Annotated in this window: 30 protein-coding genes; 14 read left to right on the top strand and 16 right to left on the bottom strand. The window is 37.8% G+C overall.

Annotation, left to right across the window (positions count from 1 at the left end; all coding sequences use genetic code 11):
* Positions 1-22: 22 nt before the first annotated feature.
* Positions 23-463, top strand: a complete 441-nt coding sequence (locus tag SB717_RS23900; RefSeq protein ID WP_013083968.1) for a cell wall hydrolase — start codon at positions 23-25, stop codon at positions 461-463.
* A 141-nt stretch (positions 464-604) separates the two neighbouring features.
* On the opposite strand, the gene SB717_RS23895 is transcribed toward SB717_RS23900, so the two are convergent.
* From SB717_RS23895 to gvpA, 10 genes are all read right to left on the bottom strand, one after another.
* On the bottom strand, positions 605-1129 hold the full coding sequence (locus SB717_RS23895; protein ID WP_410904929.1) for a hypothetical protein: 525 nt from the start codon (positions 1127-1129) through the stop codon (positions 605-607).
* Between the two features lie 145 nt (positions 1130-1274).
* A complete protein-coding gene (locus SB717_RS23890; protein ID WP_013083966.1) occupies positions 1275-1403 on the bottom strand; it encodes a hypothetical protein in 129 nt (42 codons plus the stop codon).
* 32 nt (positions 1404-1435) lie between these two features.
* Complete coding sequence (locus SB717_RS23885; RefSeq protein WP_013057928.1) at positions 1436-1753, bottom strand: gas vesicle protein; 318 nt, start codon at positions 1751-1753, stop codon at positions 1436-1438.
* Between the two features lie 14 nt (positions 1754-1767).
* Positions 1768-2052 (bottom strand): gas vesicle protein K, encoded by a 285-nt coding sequence (locus tag SB717_RS23880; RefSeq protein WP_182005042.1) that lies wholly within the window; start codon positions 2050-2052, stop codon positions 1768-1770.
* Positions 2042-2293: a gas vesicle protein gene (locus SB717_RS23875; protein WP_029714946.1), complete on the bottom strand. Its 252-nt coding sequence runs from the start codon at positions 2291-2293 to the stop codon at positions 2042-2044. The genes SB717_RS23880 and SB717_RS23875 overlap by 11 nt, the downstream gene beginning before the upstream one ends.
* The gene (locus SB717_RS23870) at positions 2290-3114 is read right to left on the bottom strand and encodes a GvpL/GvpF family gas vesicle protein (protein WP_182005040.1); all 825 of its coding nucleotides are present in this window, start codon (positions 3112-3114) and stop codon (positions 2290-2292) included. Before SB717_RS23870 ends, SB717_RS23875 begins: the two co-directional genes overlap by 4 nt.
* 9 nt (positions 3115-3123) lie before the next feature.
* On the bottom strand, positions 3124-3381 hold the full coding sequence (locus tag SB717_RS23865; protein ID WP_410904928.1) for a gas vesicle protein GvpG: 258 nt from the start codon (positions 3379-3381) through the stop codon (positions 3124-3126).
* Positions 3378-4148 carry a GvpL/GvpF family gas vesicle protein gene (locus tag SB717_RS23860; protein ID WP_410904927.1) on the bottom strand — a complete coding sequence of 257 codons (771 nt, stop codon included), beginning with the start codon at positions 4146-4148 and terminating at the stop codon, positions 3378-3380. Before SB717_RS23860 ends, SB717_RS23865 begins: the two co-directional genes overlap by 4 nt.
* A 23-nt stretch (positions 4149-4171) precedes the next feature.
* A complete protein-coding gene (locus SB717_RS23855; protein WP_029714943.1) occupies positions 4172-4435 on the bottom strand; it encodes a gas vesicle protein GvpO in 264 nt (87 codons plus the stop codon).
* A gap of 23 nt (positions 4436-4458) precedes the next feature.
* A complete protein-coding gene (gvpA, locus tag SB717_RS23850; protein ID WP_029714942.1) occupies positions 4459-4737 on the bottom strand; it encodes a gas vesicle structural protein GvpA in 279 nt (92 codons plus the stop codon).
* 435 nt (positions 4738-5172) lie between these two features.
* Between gvpA and SB717_RS23845 the strand changes: the two genes are divergently transcribed.
* Positions 5173-5997: an SPL family radical SAM protein gene (locus SB717_RS23845; RefSeq protein ID WP_410904926.1), complete on the top strand. Its 825-nt coding sequence runs from the start codon at positions 5173-5175 to the stop codon at positions 5995-5997.
* 36 nt (positions 5998-6033) lie between these two features.
* Here SB717_RS23845 and SB717_RS23840 read toward each other — a convergent pair whose 3' ends face one another.
* Positions 6034-6417 carry a nuclear transport factor 2 family protein gene (locus tag SB717_RS23840; RefSeq protein WP_410904925.1) on the bottom strand — a complete coding sequence of 128 codons (384 nt, stop codon included), beginning with the start codon at positions 6415-6417 and terminating at the stop codon, positions 6034-6036.
* 18 nt (positions 6418-6435) lie between these two features.
* Positions 6436-6915 carry an RrF2 family transcriptional regulator gene (locus tag SB717_RS23835; RefSeq protein ID WP_013057917.1) on the bottom strand — a complete coding sequence of 160 codons (480 nt, stop codon included), beginning with the start codon at positions 6913-6915 and terminating at the stop codon, positions 6436-6438.
* A gap of 160 nt (positions 6916-7075) precedes the next feature.
* Here SB717_RS23835 and SB717_RS23830 point away from each other — a divergent pair, with 160 nt between their 5' ends.
* Together SB717_RS23830 and SB717_RS23825 are read left to right on the top strand one after the other, a co-directional pair.
* Positions 7076-8059, top strand: coding sequence for a LacI family DNA-binding transcriptional regulator (locus SB717_RS23830; protein ID WP_029714939.1), 984 nt, complete (start codon positions 7076-7078; stop codon positions 8057-8059).
* Between the two features lie 272 nt (positions 8060-8331).
* Positions 8332-9015: a TerC family protein gene (locus tag SB717_RS23825; protein ID WP_016764850.1), complete on the top strand. Its 684-nt coding sequence runs from the start codon at positions 8332-8334 to the stop codon at positions 9013-9015.
* Positions 9016-9053: 38 nt separating this feature from the next.
* Here the strand turns inward: SB717_RS23825 and SB717_RS23820 are convergent, their stop codons facing one another.
* Positions 9054-9605 (bottom strand): helix-turn-helix domain-containing protein, encoded by a 552-nt coding sequence (locus tag SB717_RS23820; protein ID WP_074679987.1) that lies wholly within the window; start codon positions 9603-9605, stop codon positions 9054-9056.
* 95 nt (positions 9606-9700) lie between these two features.
* Here SB717_RS23820 and SB717_RS23815 point away from each other — a divergent pair, with 95 nt between their 5' ends.
* From SB717_RS23815 to SB717_RS23790, 6 genes are all read left to right on the top strand, one after another.
* Positions 9701-10426 (top strand): AzlC family ABC transporter permease, encoded by a 726-nt coding sequence (locus SB717_RS23815; protein ID WP_098622245.1) that lies wholly within the window; start codon positions 9701-9703, stop codon positions 10424-10426.
* Positions 10423-10752 (top strand): AzlD domain-containing protein, encoded by a 330-nt coding sequence (locus SB717_RS23810; protein ID WP_074679992.1) that lies wholly within the window; start codon positions 10423-10425, stop codon positions 10750-10752. The genes SB717_RS23815 and SB717_RS23810 overlap by 4 nt, the downstream gene beginning before the upstream one ends.
* 452 nt (positions 10753-11204) lie before the next feature.
* Complete coding sequence (locus SB717_RS23805) at positions 11205-13103, top strand: endonuclease MutS2 (RefSeq protein WP_410904924.1); 1899 nt, start codon at positions 11205-11207, stop codon at positions 13101-13103.
* 366 nt (positions 13104-13469) lie between these two features.
* Entirely contained in the window at positions 13470-14252 is a 783-nt protein-coding gene (phnX, locus tag SB717_RS23800) for a phosphonoacetaldehyde hydrolase (protein WP_074679997.1), read from the top strand.
* Between the two features lie 11 nt (positions 14253-14263).
* Positions 14264-15376 (top strand): 2-aminoethylphosphonate--pyruvate transaminase, encoded by a 1113-nt coding sequence (gene phnW / locus SB717_RS23795; protein WP_144644492.1) that lies wholly within the window; start codon positions 14264-14266, stop codon positions 15374-15376.
* 156 nt (positions 15377-15532) lie between these two features.
* A complete protein-coding gene (locus SB717_RS23790; protein WP_410904923.1) occupies positions 15533-16303 on the top strand; it encodes a DeoR/GlpR family DNA-binding transcription regulator in 771 nt (256 codons plus the stop codon).
* A 148-nt stretch (positions 16304-16451) separates the two neighbouring features.
* Here the strand turns inward: SB717_RS23790 and SB717_RS23785 are convergent, their stop codons facing one another.
* Both SB717_RS23785 and SB717_RS23780 read right to left on the bottom strand, forming a co-directional pair.
* A complete protein-coding gene (locus tag SB717_RS23785) occupies positions 16452-16865 on the bottom strand; it encodes a DUF1259 domain-containing protein (protein ID WP_410904922.1) in 414 nt (137 codons plus the stop codon).
* A gap of 114 nt (positions 16866-16979) precedes the next feature.
* On the bottom strand, positions 16980-17636 hold the full coding sequence (locus SB717_RS23780; protein ID WP_410904921.1) for a DUF975 family protein: 657 nt from the start codon (positions 17634-17636) through the stop codon (positions 16980-16982).
* Between the two features lie 382 nt (positions 17637-18018).
* Here SB717_RS23780 and SB717_RS23775 point away from each other — a divergent pair, with 382 nt between their 5' ends.
* From SB717_RS23775 to SB717_RS23760, 4 genes are all read left to right on the top strand, one after another.
* Positions 18019-18381: a nuclear transport factor 2 family protein gene (locus SB717_RS23775; protein ID WP_410904919.1), complete on the top strand. Its 363-nt coding sequence runs from the start codon at positions 18019-18021 to the stop codon at positions 18379-18381.
* Positions 18382-18464: 83 nt separating this feature from the next.
* Positions 18465-19025 carry a signal peptidase I gene (lepB, locus tag SB717_RS23770; protein ID WP_074680003.1) on the top strand — a complete coding sequence of 187 codons (561 nt, stop codon included), beginning with the start codon at positions 18465-18467 and terminating at the stop codon, positions 19023-19025.
* 294 nt (positions 19026-19319) lie between these two features.
* A complete protein-coding gene (locus SB717_RS23765; protein WP_074680005.1) occupies positions 19320-19883 on the top strand; it encodes an NAD(P)H-dependent oxidoreductase in 564 nt (187 codons plus the stop codon).
* A 331-nt stretch (positions 19884-20214) separates the two neighbouring features.
* Entirely contained in the window at positions 20215-20379 is a 165-nt protein-coding gene (locus tag SB717_RS23760) for a hypothetical protein (RefSeq protein WP_013057894.1), read from the top strand.
* Between the two features lie 81 nt (positions 20380-20460).
* Here SB717_RS23760 and SB717_RS23755 read toward each other — a convergent pair whose 3' ends face one another.
* A complete protein-coding gene (locus SB717_RS23755; RefSeq protein WP_013057893.1) occupies positions 20461-20715 on the bottom strand; it encodes a hypothetical protein in 255 nt (84 codons plus the stop codon).
* Positions 20716-20901 lie beyond the last annotated feature (186 nt).

Genomic DNA, 20901 nt, shown 5'->3' with positions numbered 1-20901 from the left:
AGTATATTTTTGGGGTGAAAAAATGCCAAGAGTAAATTATCGAGATTCAGACGTTGCTTTAATGGCAAGGATGATGAGAGCAGAAGCTGAAGGCGAAGGAAAACAAGGCATGCTGTATGTTGGAAATGTCATTGTAAATCGCCTTAAAGCAAACTGTTTAGATTTCAAGAATTTAAGATCCGTTCCGCAAGTTATTTATCAGGTGCAGGGAGGCAACTATTCGTTCGAGGCTGTTCAAAAAGGAAACGTATTTTATCAAAGAGCAAGAGGTGTTGAAAAAAGGTTAGCCAAAAAGAATTTGGATTATTGGAGAGAACACCCGGGGAAATACGCACTGTGGTACTTTAATCCATCCGCTCCATGCCCTCCAACATGGTACGGCCAGCCCGCTTCTGGTCAATACAAAAATCACTGCTACTATGAGCCGAAGCCTGGAACATGCGCTAGCGTTTATAACGGGTAGATAGCTTAGAAGATATGCTGCACTCTGAAAGTCTGGCCTCAAACCCAAACCTTTAGCTGCAGGTGACAAGGTAATTGTTCTTCAAATAATAGGAGAAAGCCCTCTTTTAATAAAGGGGGCTTTTGCTAATTGGTGCATTTTTTATTTTGCTTCAAACTTTATGTTTTTACCAGCAGCAAATTCAGATTGATCCTTCGCTTTTGTATCTTTTACCACCCAGGACGTCTTTACCTTAGCTGCTGCTAAAATATCTTTGATTTGCTTATCGGTTAAGCCTTTCGTATAAAGGATAAATTCCCTTGTATAGATGTTTTTGTTTTCTTGCTCTTCATCTGCACCGCTGCCAAACCAATATCTTATTTGCCGATCATCTTTGATGTTATTAAAAGCTTCTCTATAGTGAGGTAGCTTAACTTGAATATCTGACAGAGAATCGGTACCGCGTAACGTAAGAATCATGCGTACACTGCGAAAATCTTCTTTAGAAGGATTTGCTAACTCTGATGTTTCAACTTCACTAAATTCTTTTTTTGTCAGCGGTTTAACTGTAGTAGAAGCAGAAACTTTTGGATTTGAATGATTTGTCATAACGTCTTCGGTACTGCAAGCACTTAAAATGAACACCGTTAAAAGAGCATAAACTGCTCCCATCACTTTTTTCTTCATGCTCGTTCTCCTTTGTCATTAATAGATAATAGTACTCATTCGCCATGTTCATTATGTTTACCTTTATTTGTCACAACGTCATGATTAATGAAGAAAAGTATAGAAACATTAAAAAGAGAAACGCCGAGGCATTTCTCTTTTTGTTCTATGAGTCTGGATTAAGCGACGTATGCGTATACTCCGGCATACGCTCTTCTTTTTCCGTTAGCTGAGTATCGGGGCTTTGCTGCTCTTGTGAAATAGGAGACAGCGTAGATTTTTGTTCAGGATTCATGTTTGTTATTCCTCCTTATATAAAGTGAGCTGTTAATCAAGCGAAAGCAAATCATCTTGAATTCGCTGCGTTAAAGATGCCACTTGCTGCGTTAAACTGTCATTTTCCGCCTGAAGTTTTTGATAAGACTGATTTGCTTTGGAACATAGGTAAGGGTCTGTTTCCCACCAGTCCATGCCAATTTCTCTTGCTTTATCAATAGAAGCGACAAGCAGCCGGATTTTTATTGTTAAGAGTTCAACATCAGCAATTTGCACTTTAATATCTCCAGCAATGACAAGACCTTTATCTAATACTTTTTCCAATACTTCTACAATGGTGCCCAGCTGCCCGTTATGTTCCGCCGCCATTTTTTCACTCCTTGTTATAACACTTTTCCTAGGGGACCTAAATCAATATTTAAATCTTCATTTGTAAAGTTAAACACTGATTTTAGCTCCTCCATTTTGTTCTCTAACTTCATCAACGCCACGCCCAGATCTTCGATTTGAACGTCCGTTAGGTTTCCGCTGTCGACTCGGCGAATCGCATGTTTTTCAATGAGCTGCCGCAGTAATTCAATGACGGTTAATACAAGCTGCGCTAGGCCTTGTTCAGCATTTTCCGCACTCAGCTCAATGCGACCGTTTCGTTTGAGGTTATTTTCCATTTCGCAACGCCTCCGTTTCCTGTTCAAACTGCTCAGAAGAAATGATTTGACGATCATGTGAGCCTATCAGCGTTTCTACAGAAGAAATCAGTACCCGCAGATCAAGATAGACTAAATCAATTCCGGCAATTGAAATCAATACATCACCTTTAATGGCAATTCCTTTATCGAGGATCACATCTAATATATCAATGAGGGCAATGTCTTTTTGCTCGAGCGTTTGTTTTCGCAGCGATGTCATCCCGCATCTTTCTCCGAGCGCAGAGTGTCGATATGATAAGCAGGCCATGGTCCTGTTACTTCAATGTTTAGTCCCATGTTTTTGTAAAGCGTTTGCTTGTTGCTAATGGCTTTTAGAAACGATTCCACATTGCTCTTGGACAAAAGGTAGATGCTGTTCCAGCACATGCTATAGCTGTCGCCGGTTATTTTTTGACTCCAGTTATTTTTGATTTTATGATAAGCAGCGTAGGGACTTATCTCACTGTGCAGATTATCACAAAGCGAAAGCTGTTCTTTTTCTGTTTCTTCTTCAATAAGCCTTTCTATCTTTTTACGTTCAAAAAACTGCCTGCCCGGAGGCAGCGTATTTATTTCTTCTTTTTTCTTTTGAATCGTTTCATTGTATGTTAAGAGATAGCTCTTTAAATGATTCGTATGGGCATACACTTTTATATTCCATTCTTCAGATTTTTTTAAAAGCTGAAGAGAAGAGAGGGTTTTTTCTTTGTTATCGACAATACTTTTTTTGCAGCTGTCCCTGCTTTTATAGACAGTACAGAATTTCATTGGAAGAAGCGTGTAGTGCTTCTGTAAGAAAAGAAGGGTCTCATGGTGATGCATAGCTTTGTCTTGTAGCCATTTCATATCTTGCTCTATCTTTTCTTTTAGCCTTTCTTCTGAATACTCAGCGCTTGGCAAGTCGCATACAAATGCGGTAATATCATCAAAGCAAAGAGTATAGATAGGGTTGTTCTTGTCCATGCCTTCAAGGGCGGGGAAGGAAATTTGCTTAGCTTCTTCGGTTGGAACTAGACCATATAAATAAATGAGCTTTTCCATCGTTTAACCTCACTTTTGTTTCTTCATCATTGATTCCCATCTTTTTAATTCGTATTCTTTTGCTGCTTCATACCTCAGCAGCAGTTCTTTTTCTTTTTCCATATATGCATCTTCTGGTATTTCTCCAAGTTCATACATCATTTGAAGATGAACGATTTTTTGCTGAATAAAAGAGACATCGTAAAGTTCTTTATCCGCTTCTTCCTTGATTTTCTGTCCTACTTTTACAATGAGGGTGACAGGAGACAGCAGCAATTTATGAATCATACATTCTCTTCTACTTTTAATTGAATATTAATAAAGTTATAAGCAGCCCATGGTCCGGAATATTTAAAATCGGCTTTGTGCTTCCACTTTTCATACAAGTCATTTACACGTTCATCAAACGCTGCTTCTTTTTCTCGGTCAATTAAAAAAGAAGCGTTCAAAAGCATCGTTTCGACAATAGGAGGGTTAAGTCTAGACGCTTCAGCCATCGGTTCTAAATGTTGATACAGCTCTTTTTTACAGTCGTGCTGAAGCTTTAAAAAGAATTTCTGAGCTGTTTCTCCGTGCGCAATTTGTTTATAAAAATCAGCATTGGCAGAACGCGGGTTTCGCACTTGCTGCAAAGAAGAGTCTTGATTCACTTTTTGTTTCAGCCAGTCCGCTTTCCCAATTACTTTTAGTCCGACTTCTATTTTTCCTTTTAACTGTGGGAAAAGGGAGGCGAACTGTGGATATAAGTTTTCTAACAGCATTTCAACATCTTGTTGACTATGAAACACATTGCCAAAGCTGATTGGAATAACCGAATCATGCTCCTTCATTACTTTAGAAATCACCTGCTGATGCGCCGTGACATTCTCTTTTGTAGGGTGATAAACTTTAAGAGGAAAGGCCGCGGCCACTATAGCTGCATCTCGGTAGTGAATGGTAAAAGTAGCTCTTTCTTGATGGTCAATCGTGACGCTGCCAAACGTATGCGCCTCGGTGGCGGGAATGCTGCAAAAAATATAAATGCCCGTTGCTTCACTCATCGATTTCTGTTTCATTCCTTTCCATTAAAATAATAGGCTTACTTCTCTGCTGGGGAGCTTCGATAGCGCAGGCTGGTGCGTGAAAAAGACGTAATGTTATGCTGCTTATTGACCAGCACTTCATAGATACCAAGCAGTTCATCTTTTGCATAGCGCCTCATATATTCCTGTTCTTCAAATGCTTCAAGTGTTATTTTCCATCCTCCATTTTGAATCGATTCATACGAAATAATTCGATGAGGAGGAGCGACGTGTTCTTTAAAAAAATCAGTCACGGCTTCCATGATTTCGGCTACTTTCACTTCTCTAATCCACCTTTATGAGTTTATAAATCTAAATCTTGCAAAAGGTTTAGCTGTTCAAGTTTGTTTCCGCTGTTATTGGAAGAAAGGAAATCTTCTCTTTCGTTATGAAGCAATCGAATGGCCTCGGCGTACCTTAGCCATGTGTCCACGCTCGCAATCACGATTCTAGCTTCAATGGTAATTAATTCAATACCAATAACGGAAATACGAGCGAATACGTCAATTACCACACCTTTATCTAAAATTCGGTCAACTACTTCAGCCAGACTAGAACAATCGTTTGATTTGTTAATCGTCATGATGAAAACCCTCTCATGTTGCATAGTAGAATAGATGCGTTTGCTAATCTTGCTATTAATGTGCGTGATGTTGTAAAAAATATACAAATAAACGTGCATAAATGTAAAAATAGTATAAAATACCATGATTATTTTTGTTTAGATACGGGTAGAGTTAAGTACATTACTTTTATCCATTGATGATTGAAAACACATACATAAAAAACAAAGGGAGTGGAGAAAGATGAGAAAAGAAGAGTAGCCGGTATTATCTGATTTTATTGAAAAGGACCAATTTGAGTTAAATTCATATTTAACCTCTTTACTTGAAACGACAAGTGAAAAGAAAGAAAATCAAAGTTGATGAATTGAAAACATAAAGGGCTACTTTCCATATGGAAAGTAGTTTTTTCATTTGTGAACTTGATATACCTATTGGACGAAGAGGTGAGAAAGGTGAACGAAAGAGACGTCATTTCGAGAAGTATTTTAACAAAAGCGACCGGCTTTTTGGCATCGGGTTATACTCATAGTTTAAATCCGTATGCCGGATGTGGATTTTCCTGCAAATTTTGCTACGTGCGAGAACTGCCAATTCAGCGTTTTAAAGAAATGGAGTGGGGGACGTGGCTAGAGCTTAAAGTCAACGCAGCCGAAGTCTATCAAAAAGAAATACAAAAGCTGCGAAAAAAAGAGCAACCAGTGCGCATCTTTATGTCTTCAGCGACAGATCCCTATCAGCCAGCTGAGCGTAAAGCAGGCATCACTCGGGCTCTTTTAGAAACGATGATCAATTATCCGCCTGATTTTTTACTGATTCAAACAAGATCGCCGCTTGTGACGAGAGATATTGATTTGCTTTTACAGCTTCAAAAAGTATGTGATCTTCGCGTATCGATGACTATTGAAACAGACCGAGAAGATGTAAAACAAATTTTTTCTCCTTATGCTCCGGGGATGAAACTTCGTATGAACGCGTTAAAAAAAGTAAAAGAAAGCGGAATTTCAACGCAAGTAACCATTGCTCCAATGCTTCCTTTCACCCCTGAATTTCCTGGGAAAATAGAAGGAATGATGGACCGAATTTGCATTGATACCTTGTACTTAGGAGACGGTTCCTTAGGGAAAACGTCTAAAAGGCTAGGGATGCCCGAACTATTTGAACAGCACGGTTTCCTCGATTGGTATGAGAAAGACATTCATATCAAAGCCATTCGTTATTTTGAAAAATTTTATCCTTCTTCGATGATTTATCTTTCTCAAGAGGGGTTTGCGCCGTAAAAAAAGAAGGGCTAGCGATGCCCTTCTTTTCACATATTAATTTTTATACGTATCAAACATGTTTGTGTCATCAGGCACATTTTCTAAATAACTGATCTTCCCGTTTTTATCTAGCTTAGCAATGTCTTTTCCCGTTTGAGTAAATACGCTGCCAGATGAACGTTTTCCGCACACTGCCCAAGGCGTTTCAAACTTATCTGTAACTTCAACTGCTTTCCAGCCTTCGAACATATGTTTAATATCAGCATTTTCTTTAAACACCATTTTCACAAACAGCTTCCAGTTTTCAATTCCTTGCTTTTTGTGGCCGTTTAAGACAAATACGATATCGTCTGAAAAAAGGCTCACCAATTCTTCAAATGCTTGTTCGCTTGTACGTGATTGATCGAATAAATCAAAATATCTATTTAAGTTTTCCATGATAATCTCCTTTGGGTGCTACAGCACCATTTTTTCTTCTACTGTTGCTTTTAACATGTCCAGGTTTTCTTTTGGACATTTTTTGTGAATTTCATTTGTGAGCGTAGCAATGGTTTGCCGTTTCAAAATGGACTGCCATGAAGATTCGGCTTCTTCCATTAAATCGGATAATAAGCAAATATCTTTGTCTTTTAAATTAAGCATATCGTGAAAAATACCGCTTGATGAATAAAGAGACTGCTTGCCTTCAATGGCTACGTATACGTCATAGATTCGAATTTCTTCCGGCGTTTTCTTTAAGCGGAATCCACCTTTGCTTCCAGGAACGGAAGCAAGTAAATCAGCGCTAACCAGCTTGCGAAGAAGCTTTTGAAAATACGTAGGCGAACCTCCAAGCTGAGTGCTGATAACATCTCCTGGCAGCACAGCTTTTTCAGGTAAAAACGTAAGCAGCAAAATGGCATACACCGATTGCTCAACTCCTGTTTTCATATGCAAAAACATCATCTCCTGCTATATGTGTACAATGTGGATAATGATTGTCCACTTTTAGGTTATCATACTGCTTATGAAGCAAAAAGTAAAGCAGTTACTTAATATACACGCGATATTCGTGTATACTGTGAAAGAAGCAGCAACAAAATACGGAGATGAGAGAATGACAACTATTGCAGATATCGCTCGACTTGCAGGAGTAGCAAAAAGCACTGTATCCCGCTACCTTAACGGAGGGTCTGTGAGCAATGCGACGAAACGAAAAATCGAAGAGATTATTAAAGAAACAAACTATAGCCCAAATGCTTTTGCTCAAAGCTTAAAAGCAAAAAAAACAAATATTATTGGTGTAATTGTTCCGCGCATGGGTTCTTTTGCGACTTCCCGCACATTAGATGGTATTGACCAAGAACTTAGAGACCACCACTATCAAATGATTATTTCCAATTCTAATCAAGATTTAGAAAGAGAAATCGAAAACATCTATACGCTGGCTAAGCAGAAGGTAGCCGGTATTATTCTTCTTGCCGTTCAAATCACAAAAGCTCATTTAGAAGCGTTCCGCACAATTTCAATTCCTGTTTTGCTAATTGGACAGCAGCATGAAGAAGTCCACAGTTTAATTCACCAAGATTACGAGGCTGCATGCGACATTGGAAGGTACATAGGGGAAAAAGGGCATAAAAAAATCGCTTTTTTAGGCGTAACCGAAAAAGACATAGCTGTAGGTGTAAAGAGAAAAGAAGGTGTAAAGCAAGGTCTTAAAGACAGCGATTGCGAGATCCGCTGTTATCAAACAAGCTTTAGCATGAGCGATGCAATCGCAGCAGCTACGGCAGTGATGAAAGAATTTAACCCGTCCATGATTGTATGTGCGACCGATAACATTGCGCTTGGTACGTTAAAGGCAGCTTATTTAAACGGACTGCGCGTTCCTGAAGATGTATCTATTACCGGCTTTGGAGGCTATGAAATTACAGGTGTGATTCATCCGAGCTTAACAACCGTAAAATATTACTATAAAGAAGCGGGACAAATGGGGGCACAGCGAATTATTAAGCTAGTTAACGGCGAAGAAGTCGAAAAGCTTACACTTTCGAACTATGAATTGATTGAAAGAGAAAGCGTTGATAATCGTTTTACATAAAAAACGATTGACAGAATGTAGGAGATGCTATAGTATAAGTGGTGTAAATACAAACAAATAATTGAACGTATCTCCTAAAGGGGAGTAGCTTTAACAGCAAAGTCGTCATTACAGAGATTATCTCTCGGCTTTGTTGGCGACATTATGTTGTTAGCAAGACCTTTACCGCTTATTTGGTAAGGGTCTTTTTTGTATTCAATTATAAAAAAGGAGGAAAAGGCTCGGACATTTAGAGGAGAAACGTTACATAAAAAGAGAAGGTGGAGGTAACTATGGAGGAACTAATTGGCGTATCAGTGCAAGGTTTGCTGCAAATTATTTTTCTTGATTTAATTTTAAGCGGGGATAACGCGATTGTGATTGCAATGGCGGCTCGTAATGTACCAAAAGATTTACAAAAAAGAGCGATTTTAATTGGAACAGGCGGCGCGATTGGTCTTCGATTATTATTTGCGGCTATTATTGTCCCTTTATTGAAAATACCATTAATCGGAGCGGTCGGCGGTTTGATGCTAGTGTGGATTGCATATAAATTATTAGCGGACAATCACGATCACGGCGACAATCCTCAAGGTGGAGCAACGGTATGGAGCGCGGTTAAAACGATCATTATCGCAGATGCGGTCATGTCATTAGATAACGTATTAGCTCTAGCAGGTGTAGCTCATGAATTTGTCCCGATTATGATTGGTGTATTAATTTCAATTCCGATTATTATTTGGGGAAGCAGCTTTATTATGAAAGCAATGGAAAAATTTCCGATTATCATTTACGCTGGAGCGGCGATGCTTGCATGGTCTGCTGGAAAAATGATTGTTGAAGATAAAATTATCGGCGGATTTGTTCCAAGCACAGCTTTACATCTCGCTGTTCAAGTTATCTTAACTATTGCAGTTGTAGGCATCGGGTACATGAAAAACAAAAAAATGAAAAAAGAACAAGCCCACGCAGCTTAATAAAAAAGAGCGTACGGATGATCCGTACGCTCTTTTTTTTATGATTCGGGGTAGTGCATAAGCAAAAAAAAGCTTGCTTCTTCTTCAGATGAATTGATATAGCTGTGAGAGGTATTTCCTGAAAAATGCAGAGCGTCTCCTGAGACTAATTCATGTTCTTCATTTTCAAAACGAACCGTTAATTCTCCTTCTTTAATAAGTAAGTATTCATCTCCTAAGTGAGTTTTCGCTTCGTGCACGCATCCGGGCTTTAATGTAACAATGTAAATTTCAAACTTTTTCTCCGGATGATAAGGAAAAAAAGAATACACTAAGTAATCACCTTTGTTGTCCGTGATGGGATTTAGCTGTTTTATACTCACTTTCTGGACATCCGGAGTGTCTTCTTTCATAAATACGGAAAAAGAGACTTGAAGGCCGTTAGCGATCTTCCAAAGCGTGGTAACCGTGGGACTGGATTTACCTTTTTCAATTTGTGCAAGCATTGCTTTGCTCACACCCGTTAATTCGGAAACTTGATCAAGCGTCAAATTTCGATTTTTTCGTAATTTAACAAGATTTTTAGCAATAATATCTTGAATCGCGTCCATTGTTGTACTCCTTTAATTATTATAAAGATAGTATAACATACCGTTGTTTAATATAACGTATAGATGTATAATATAGCAGAAAAGGAGGGAGTACGGTGATTGCAGAAAAAGCAGTACAACAAAGAGAAAAAGTGGATTTAACGTTCAGACAAGGGGCTAAGGACTGTGTTCCTACGCTACTCGGTTACATAAGCATAGGTCTTGCCGCCGGGATTGTCGGAGTGTCCTCGCATCTTTCCGTTATGGAAGTTACTTTATTATCAGCGCTCGTGTATGCCGGGGCAGCACAGTTTATTATTTGTGCACTCATGGTTGCAAACAGTTCGATTTCAGCTATTATTCTCACAACATTCATCGTTAACTTACGACATTTTCTTTTGAGTGCTACGGTCGCACCTAAATTTACAAAATATTCGTTATTAAAAAACGTTGGAATTGGAGCACTTCTGACGGATGAATCATTTGGAGTGTCTTCAAGTAAAATTGCAAAAGGGGAGCCAATTAATGACCGCTGGATGAACGGATTAAATATAACAGCTTACGTCAGCTGGATTATCGCCTGTACGATAGGCGCTATTTTGGGCCATTTGCTACCTGACCCGGAAGCCTTTGGGTTTGATTTTGCCTTAACGGCTATGTTTTTAGCTCTGCTTGTTTTACAAATTGAAAGCGTGTTACCTTCAAAGCTTAATCATTATTTACGTTTGATTCTTTATATGGCGATTATTATGATTGTGCTGTCTTTTTTGGTACCTTCACATGTGGCTGTATTAATTTCAACGATTATTGTAGCGACAATTGGGGTGGTGACGGATAAATGAGTATCCACTCTTCAACACTTATCATTATTTTAGGGTGTGCCCTTGTTACCGTAGTTCCTCGTATTGTTCCGTTTTTAGTTGTGCGTAACATCGCGCTGCCAGAACCCGTATTAAAATGGCTATCCTATATTCCTATTTGTATTTTAACAGCACTTGTTGTAGAAAACTTTATCATTCAAACAAATGACAGCGTAAAGATTAACTGGCCCGTCATTGTCGTAGTCATTCCAACCTTACTGATTGCGCTGAAAACAAAAAGCTTATCCATCACCGTTATTAGCGGAGTTGGAATGATGGCGCTCCTTCGTTTTTTTCTTTTGTCATGAAAGCTCAAGTTATGCTCTTGAGCTTTTTTACTGTCTCCTTTACGCACGCTTTTTCATATAGTATGATAAGAGTGTAAATTAGAAGCCAATGAAAACTAAAATATAGATGAGGTGCTTTTATGAGCGGAGTAGTATCTAAATAGGAACAATTGAATGAAATAAATTAAATAAGCAAGACGGGTATTTTTTGGAGAATGAAGGTACCCTTTATTTGCTTATGGATTTATTTCACTGCCTATGAAGATACCTGCAATGCTTTATAAAGGGTTCAGCATTTGTCGCGAAAGAGGCGTCTGTTTTTACAGAGCTTTCTTTCGTGATATGTGTTTAGACACCTTATGAACGCAAAAAGCTGTGGGATCACCACAGCTTTTTTTGTTTACCTTTTTCATTGCCTTCTAATAAATAGGTATCTTCATATGTGATGACAAATCATAGTGAGGAGAAAAAACATGAATACGATGACATTTGAAAAATTGCAGTATCACGAATTAAAAGAAATCGTAAAATCTCACTGCGTAAGTGAGCTGGGAAAACAATTAATGGATAAACTTCAGCCGAGCACATCTCTTAAAACAGTAAAAAACCGACTTAAAGAAACAACGGAAGCACGAAGACTTCTAGATGCTGAGAAATCACTTCCGCTATCAGGTGTCTCAGGTATAGGAAGAGTCATCGAAAAGCTTGAAAAAGGCATGATTTTAGAGCCCGAAGAGCTAATGCGCGTATCCGATTTTTTAAAAGGCTGCAGAAAAGTAAAACAATATATGGTGGATAAAGAATTTTTTGCTTCGCTCTTAAGTTCCTATGCTTATTCGATGAAAGAACTGACAAATATAGAAGAGGAAATTAATTTTGCCATCAAAGCTGGAAAAGTAGATGCTGCGGCAAGCAAAGAGCTTAAGCGTATCAGAAGACATATAGAAGGAACGGAAGCTAAGATTTCAGAACAGCTTGCGAAATTTTTACGAAACGGTAAAAACAAAGAGTATATTCAAGACTTCTTCATCAGTAAAAAAGGAGACCGCTATACGATTCCGATTAAGGCCTCCTATAAAAATCACGTTGGAGGAACAATTGTTGAAACATCCTCTAAAGGGTCAACAGTGTTCATAGAGCCGGCATCTATTACAAAGCTGAATGCAGAACTAGCGATTTTGAAAGCAGAAGAAGAGGTAGAAGAATATCAAGTTTTAGCGTCTTTAACAGGTTTAGTGTTAGAGAAACTAGCTGATATTCATATTAATTTAGAACTAATTAGCCAATACGACATGGTGTTTGCCAAAGCAAAATACAGTAAACAGGCAGAAGGAATCGAACCTAAAATTAATGATTATGGATATATTCATTTAAAAGGCGCATATCACCCGCTGTTAACTGGTGAAATTGTTCCGCTTCACTTCGAAATTGGCGAGAATTATCGGAGCTTAATTATTACAGGACCTAACGCAGGAGGAAAAACCGTTGTCTTAAAAACGATTGGGCTACTGACACTCGCTACAATGTTAGGATTTCATATTACAGCTGATGAAGGAACAGAAATTGCATTGTTTGAGCATATTTTTGTCGATATCGGCGACAACCAAAGTATTGAAAATGCGCTGAGCACCTTTTCCTCACACATGAAAAATATATCGGCTATTTTGCAAAAAGCAACGAACAATACGCTGCTCCTATTCGATGAAATTGGCAGCGGCACCGAACCGAATGAAGGAGCTGCACTTGCGATTGCAATCTTAGAAAAGTTTTATCATATGGGCTGCATAACGGTCGCGACTACGCATTACGGAGAAATTAAGCGTTTCTCAGAAATTCATCCTGACTTTATGAATGCCGCGATGCAGTTCAACAGTAAAACATTAGAACCGCTGTATCAGCTGTTAATTGGCACATCTGGAGAAAGCAATGCGCTTTGGATCTCAAAGAAGATGAAGGTAGAAGAAGAGATTTTACAAAAAGCAAAGTTCTATATGGAAAGCAAATCGTATGATACTGAAGTCGTCAGAGAAAATAAAATAAAAAAACCAACTATTTTGAAGGAAAAGAAAAAAGACCGTGTTGAATACCAAATAGGAGATCGAGTCAAACTGTTAGATTATGAGAAACATGCGATTGTGTATAAGTCTAAAGACAACACAAACAATATAGTCGTACTCTATCAGAATGAGTTAATTGAAGTAAACGTTAAGCGAGTAGCTCTTGAAATCAAAGCTGCTGAATTATATCCCGAAGGCTATGACCTCGATTCGTTATTTATTAGCTATAAAGACCGAAAAGAGCAGCATGATCTGCAGCGAGGATCAAAAAAAGCATTGCGGAAAATTGAAAAAGATATACGCGAAAATAGATAAAGCAGAAACCCAGCACTTATAAGAAAATGCTGGGTTTTGTTTTTATGCAGCTTCTCAAAACTACATAGAACAAATCTCCAAATAAATCTTAAAGGAATTTACATCACTTTTATAGTTGTTTATTATTGTGGTTTTTTGTTGTTTTAACATGTTATAATATGTAATAGTTATAAAAACAATTAAAAACAACAATAATCAACATCTAAAGCACTTTCATTTTGTTAAGTGTAAAAAAACAGCCTCAGATATAAGTGCACTCATTATTTTTACCGCTTTCGTCCATCGTAGGAATTCTCTACGAATGAGAAAACTATTTATCAAAAACATTGTAAATGGCAAATTAAATAACGAAAGGAAAGAGGAAAAATGAAAAAAATTGAAGCTGTAGTATTCGACTGGGCTGGAACAATGATTGATTACGGGTGTTTTGCTCCGCTTGAGGCGTTTTTAGAGGTATTTAAAAGACATAAGGTAGAAATTACAATTGAAGAAGCTAGAGAGCCAATGGGCATGCTGAAAATTGAACATATCCGAGCGCTTCTTAAGATGCCGCGTATTCAACGGGAATGGAAAAAGGCACACGGATCAAAGTCAACAGAACAAGATGTTGCAAAACTGAATGATGAATTTGAATCAAGCTTATTTTGTATATTAGAAGACTTCACCACGCCTATTCCTGGAGCTGTTGAGCTTTCAGAGCGTTTGCGAAATAGAAATATTAAAATAGGTTCTACGACGGGATATACGAAAAAAATGATGGAGATTGTTGCGCCAAAAGCAAAAGAAAAAGGATATTCACCGGACTGTTACTTCACAGCAGATGATGTAAAAGCAGGCCGGCCGTATCCATGGATGTGTTACCGTAATGCCATGGAGTTAGATGTCTTTCCTATGAATCGTATCATAAAAGTAGGAGACACCGTGACGGATATGCAAGAAGGAAAAAATGCCGGCATGTGGACAGTAGGCGTGATTTTAGGAAGCAGTGAGATGGGACTTTCTGAAGAAGCGGAAAAGAATATGGATCAAAAAGTATTAAAAATAAAAATGGAAGAAGTGAGAAGCCGTTTAGAAGAAGCCGGGGCAAATTTCGTAGTGGATCGTATATCTGACCTTGATCAAGTGATTAATCAATTGGAACAACAATAAAGAGGAGGATTATCATGAAAAATCCATATTTGCTTTTAACTCCAGGTCCATTATCTACGACAGCTTCGGTTCGCGAAACGATGCTGAAAGATTGGTGTACATGGGATGATGAATATAATAATCTCGTCCAAGATATAAGAAAGCGTTTAGTCAAGCTGGCAACGGCGTCTTCTTTATACACTGCTGTGTTAATGCAGGGAAGCGGCACGTTTTGTGTAGAAGCAGCCATCGGAACGTTCGTACCGAGAGTCGAAGGGAAAATCCTGATAGCAGCAAATGGAGCTTACGGCTTAAGAATGGTTCATATGTGTGAAGCAATCGGAATTAATAACACTGTATATAAAGTAAATGAAACTGAGTCTTTTGATACAGATGTGATTGAACGAATGCTTCAAGAAGACGAAGACATCACTCATGTAGCTGTCGTTCACTGTGAAACGACAACAGGAATTTTAAATCCTATTGAAGAAGTATGTTGTATTGCTAAGCGCTATAATAAAATGACCATTGTAGACGCCATGAGCAGTTTTGGCGGTATACCCATGGATATAGAGCAGCTGCAGATTGATTTACTTATCAGCAGTTCGAATAAATGCATTCAAGGCGTTCCTGGATTCGGATTTGTCATTGCTAAAACAGATGAGCTTGAAAAATGTAAAGGAAATGCCCGTTCCCTTTCACTCGACCTTTATGATCAATATAAAACGATGGAAAGAGATAAAGGGAAATGGCGCTTTACCTCCCCAACTCATGTGGTCCGGGCATTTTATCAGGCGCTACTCGAACTTGAAGAAGAAGGGGGAGTCCAAGGTCGCTTTAAGCGATATCGAGAAAATCAGCACTTGCTAGTGACAGGGATGAGGAGGCTAGGGTTTAATACGCTGCTGCAATCAAAACAGCAGTCACCTATTATTACATCCTTTCTTTACCCTACCTATTCTTTTTTTACATTTCAAGGATTTTATCAATCTTTAAAAAAACAAGGTTTTGTCATTTATCCAGGAAAAGTTTCTCAAGTGGACACCTTTAGAATTGGAAACATTGGAGACGTACATAAACAAGATATCGAAAGATTGCTAGAAGCGATTCATTCGACAGTGAAGAGGAAGGAGATTCAGCAATGAACGTGTTTAGGCGGTGCCGGTAAAATTTCTCGCGAATCAGTATAAAATTTAGCGTAATACTATCTTTCAAGAGTTAAAGAAGCAAGGTCTGCATGAAAAAAGAAAATATAATCTTTACATGAGCAAATTTTTTCGTAGAGTTAGGAGTGCAATAATGTGTCTTTGTTGGCAGAACAACGTAAAAAAACAATTTTAGATATGATTGAACATCAAGGGCAAGTCAAAGTAAACGACTTAGCGCACGCTTTTGATGTATCGACTGAGACTATTCGCCGTTATCTAGAAGAATTAGAAGGAGAAAAAAAGTTAAAAAAAGTGTATGGCGGGGCCGTGAAAATAGAAACAGAAATTGTTGAGCCGCCTATGTTTGAGCGAGAAGTCATAAGAAACAAAGAAAAGAAAAAAATAGGGAGTAAAGCAGCTGAGCTGATAGAAGAAGGCAACGTTATTTTTATAGATGAAGGCAGCACGACCATGCAAATGGTTTCGTCACTTGTCAATATTTCTAATATAACGGTTATTACAAATTCCTTTCCTCTTGTGACTATGCTAATCGACTACCAAAACAAGCAGGTTTTCAGCGGAGAAGTTATTTTTCTAGGAGGTCATGTAAGAAGCAAACATTTTCGGGCTTCTGGATCCCTAGCAGAAAGGGCTGCAAAAGAATTTTATGTAGATAAAGCCTTTATTTCAATTGACGGCCTTCATCCCGAAGCTGGGATTACGAGCTTTGACTTAGAAAAGTGCCTGCTGTCTAAAATCTTCATCGCTAATGCAAACCAGACCATTGTATTGGCTGATCATTCCAAGCTAGAAGTGAAGGCGAACTACAAAATAGATTCTTTAAAGCACATTGATTATATTTTATGCACTGCTTCTCTTCCGGAAACTTGGGGAGATTTGGACGCAAGCTGGATCAAATGTTAAAAATAACAAAAGGGGAATGTTTTATAAACATTCCCCTTTTGTTAAGTACTTAAAAGGTAAGGAGGTTTTTTTAGCTATATTAATAATCTATAGGTACAAAAAAACATCTTTCACCGCTCTAATGTACCTGAGAGACGCGTTTAATAAATTATTCGTTTGTCGGAACGGGAAGACTCTTGAGGATTGTAAAACAAAAAGCCATTTTTTTCGCAAAATGTAAAGGAGGCTCTACAGATTGAATATGAAGATACATAAGGACCGGTTCTGTAAAAAGCCAATGGTTATGCAAAGCGCTTACGATAAGACCTTGCCGCGCAGCAGCTTCTGTAAAACGGGGGATTTCTTCTTGTAAAATAGCAATTTCAGCCAAGTTTAACGCGTTTCCCTGTGCGTCTATTGCTTCAAATGATACACCAACAGGAACGACAGAGCTGCTTTTCCGCCCTTGAACATGAGCTTGAAAGCTTCTTTTAAGAGACACTGAGCATCCTGTTGGACTAACTTTGCTTTTAGCGTTTAAAATCTGGCCAAAATGCTGACAAATTTCATTTGTAGTATACATATAAGCTCCTGCCTTTCTTCTAGACTCTTAGTAAGCTTTATGACATCAGAGCTTCACTTATGCAAACAGTGTTCTTGTAAAAAAATCCCCTTCACGTGGAAGAGGATTTTTTTATTATTCAGCATGCGATGAGCGTTCATTTAACAAATTTTCATAAAAACGGGCAAGTGAAGCAGAAAGGTATGGAATAGACCATAAAAAGCCGATTCCTAGTGTAATAATACTTAATAAAAACCAGCCAAGAAAGCTTAGTAGCAGCAGGAAGTACTGTCCTTTATAACCATTCATCAACCTGCGGCTTTCTGTAATCGCTTGATTCATCGAGTAAGTAGGATTGTCTTTACAAATATAGTACGTTTGTGAATATGCCAGTGCTTTGATAATTCCAGGAATCAGTAAAAGCAGTGACCACAGCATCACATAAAGAGTCATAAGTACATAAATCCCTAATGACTTTACATAAAGACCGAAGTCTTGGAATGTTTTAAACAAGTGCCCCAATTGAACAGATTCACCTCGTGCTAAACCTAAAAATGCCCAGTAGTTCGCCATAAGAAGAGGTGAAAAGACAATGGCAAAAGCAGTTGAAATCCATGACGCCGAATCAGATTCATCTTTCATCCAATTGTCATAGCCGCCGCTTGCCACAATTTCAAATGGAATAGGCAGAAGCGTATATACTCCGTACGTCACCACGGTCAGTAGAATCGCAAGTCCCCAGCGATTCTTTAAAGAAGCTTTAGCTTCTCTTTTAATCGTAACGATGTTCATGTTGTTCCTCCTTTAATGTTGCAAAACAGTATCTTTTTGCTCTTATTCACATGTAAACCATGCACAATTGTTAATTTTGTATGAAATGAAAATAATAGTCAATAGGTTCTGAGATGAAAAGGAAAGCTCCTGCGAAAAATTTTTACTAGACAGATAGAAATCGCTAAATAGGTACAATCTGCTTTTGAGCTGCTTTTGAAGAAGGAGGAGGTGCAAAAGCACTGTGTGCGATACTTTGTTTTAATATGAAGTGAAACTCTTATGGGAAAAAATTCAAAAATAGGAGGGGTTTCTATGTTTGAAATGATGCAACAAGTCTTAAGTGAAAACGGCAGTATTCCTTTATAATGAATGTAAGAAAGAATGAGAGGAGACTGTGAAAGTGGAAAAAGCGAATATCACCCAAATATTTTATGAATTAGAATGCATGCACTTAAAATCAGAAGTACGAACCTCTGCTAAAGAGCTTTCAAATATTTTGGCAGATGATTACGTGGAGTTTGGCAGTTCAGGCAGGGTATGGAAACGAAAAGATTACAATAACAATCATGTACTTTCGCCAGATGTATTTGAAATCTCTCATTTTCATGTAGACGTATTGTCTCCTGACTGCGTATTAACTACTTATCATCTTATGAACCATACGGCAGAAAAAAAGACTCTTCGCAGTTCTATTTGGCGAAAAAGAGAAGAAAAGTGGCGCTTGTTTTTCCATCAAGGGACAGTGACAAATGGTGATCAATAAATAAGATTATTGGGTTATTATTATACTTTCCCTCTATTTGATGCTATGATGAAAGTATATTTTGACGTAAGGGATGTTTTGAAATGAGCAAAAATAACGTAAAAAAAGAAGTGTTTTCATGGATTAAGTCCATTGTTATTGCATTGGTTATTGTAGTGGGAGTTCGTCATTTTTTATTTGCGCCAACTACGGTTCACGGTGAATCGATGTATCCAACGTTTGAAGATTCAAACCGCGTTATTTTAAATAAAATCAGTGATGTTGATCGCTTTGATATGATTGTATTTCATGCACCGGATGCAGATGAAAATTATATTAAACGTGTAATTGGACTGCCAGGAGATACGATAGAAATGAAAAACGACGTTCTGTATATTAATGGAAAATCTTATAAAGAGCCGTATTTAAAAGAATCTAAAAAATCTCTTGCACCTAATGAAAAATTCACGGAAGATTTTACGCTTCAAACGCTGCCTGCAACTGATGGCAAAGTGAAGGTGCCGAAAAATTCACTGTTTGTAATGGGTGACAACCGTCCTGTAAGTCATGATGGACGAGCATTTGGCTTCATTTCACAAAAATCAGTTATCGGAAAAGTGCAGTTTCGCTACTATCCGTTAAATGAAGTAGGCGAACCGAAATAAAAAAAGGGAAAAAGGCTGGCGGAATTTAATTCGTCAGTCTTTTTTTTGTTGGGTGAAAAGAACTGATTTTTAAAAAACGATTTGCTTTATACAAGTTAAACATCTTCTAAGGAATTAGTAAATTAGACCTTGTTTTTTTCTTTGTTTAGGAAATCATAAGGGCGTTTAAAAAGGGACTTCTAGGTACCTATATTACTTCAAAGTAAGAGTAGATACTGATAGATAAGCAGTTTTTATGGGTATACAAATATATGAAGATAAAGAAGTAAGGATTTTGGAAAGGAGCAGGTCAGCATGAAAAACGTATTAATTATTAATGGCCACGAGTATTATAAAAAGTCAAAAGGAGAATTAAATCAGACGATTTTTAACGAAATGCAGCATTTACTCACTGATCAATTTGACATTAAAACAACGGTGGTTGATAAAGGCTACGAAGTAGAAGAAGAAATTGAAAAGTGGCTATGGGCTGATGTTGTGATTATGCAGACGCCCATTTACTGGTTCAGCATTCCCGGAAAGTTTAAGCAATATATTGATCGCGTGTATATAGATAACATTTTCTTTAAAGGTTCAAATCAATACGGGCGAGGCGGCTTATTAACAGGAAAAAAATACATGTTTTCTCTCACGTGGAATGCGCCGGAAGCTATTTTCGACAATAACGAAGCTTTCTATGAAGGAAAAAGTTTAGACGAAGCCATTATGCATTTGCATAAAATGAATCAGTACGTCGGTATGAGTCCACTTCCAACATACTCTATTCACGATGTAGTCAAACATCCAAACGTTGATCACTACAAACATAAATTAGAAAATCATGTGGCAGAAGTATTTGGAATAGGAGAGCATCAATAAAAATAGAGTCGCTCGTTTTCTGAGAGAATCAGAATTCTTAGGTTTTACAGCTAGTAAAAGAAAAAAACATAAAAAAGCTGCTTTCTATACATTACATGTATAGAAAGCAGCTTTTTTACGTGACAGTTTCAAACTTCAGGGTGTGAGGTGGGATAGTTTTTGTTTACCCGTCTAAATCTAAATAAAACAATCTAAATGATAATGAAGTAGAAATTATTTATTCCGTTTGTTTATAAATTGTTTAAATATAAGAGGAACCAGTTTAGCTTTGGAAAATAAGGGAAGAAACATACTAACTTGCCTGTGTATATTTAGAAAAGGAGGGATAAAGATGTCGTTAGCTCATTTTGATGATATTTCAGAAATTTGCTATGCATGTGAAAAACAACCTCTTGGGAAAAGACAAAAACGCATTGGCGTATGGACGGAAAAAGAAATGAGAAAGCCTGTTGAAGAGAGAGTAGAAAATCAGAAGGTGGTCGCACTTTCTCGTTAATGTAAAAAAGCCTTTAGCTCATCTAAAGGCTTTTTTACGTAGTGGCATTTGGACATGTGTGAAGGGTCATAGAGGCAATCGTTATAAATCTTCTAGTCTTTGAACTTTTTTGCCTTCTATTTTATGCTGTTCCATCGTTTCTTTTAACTCTTTGTTCGCCGTTGTCATCGTCGTTTCATTTGTTACGCCCATAAATGACCAGCCGTGAGATTCAAGCCAGTACTTGAACTCCCGCAAAAACTCTTCCTGCGTTCCTCCCGTATGATAAAAAGCTCCTTGAATCGTAATAGCCGGTTTTTCCGTATTATACGTTACATACATTTTATTTGCACACATCCAAATGGACCTCCTTTATTAATAAACAAACGTAAATTGACAAAGAAGCGCTGAATCATTCCTCAATAGTTACACTATTTCTCTATTTGACTGCTGTTTTCCTTTTTATCTCTGCGATTAATCATAATAAAATCAAGTTTTTTACAGAAAGAGGAATGTAAGTAAACAGATAAAAAGCTCGTTTCG

It is taken from the genome of Priestia sp. SIMBA_032 (assembly GCF_046535215.1).
Classification (GTDB): Bacteria; Bacillota; Bacilli; order Bacillales; family Bacillaceae_H; genus Priestia; species Priestia aryabhattai.
The sequence above is the reverse complement of the archived record's forward strand: the minus strand, read 5'-3'. Positions and strand labels throughout refer to the sequence as shown.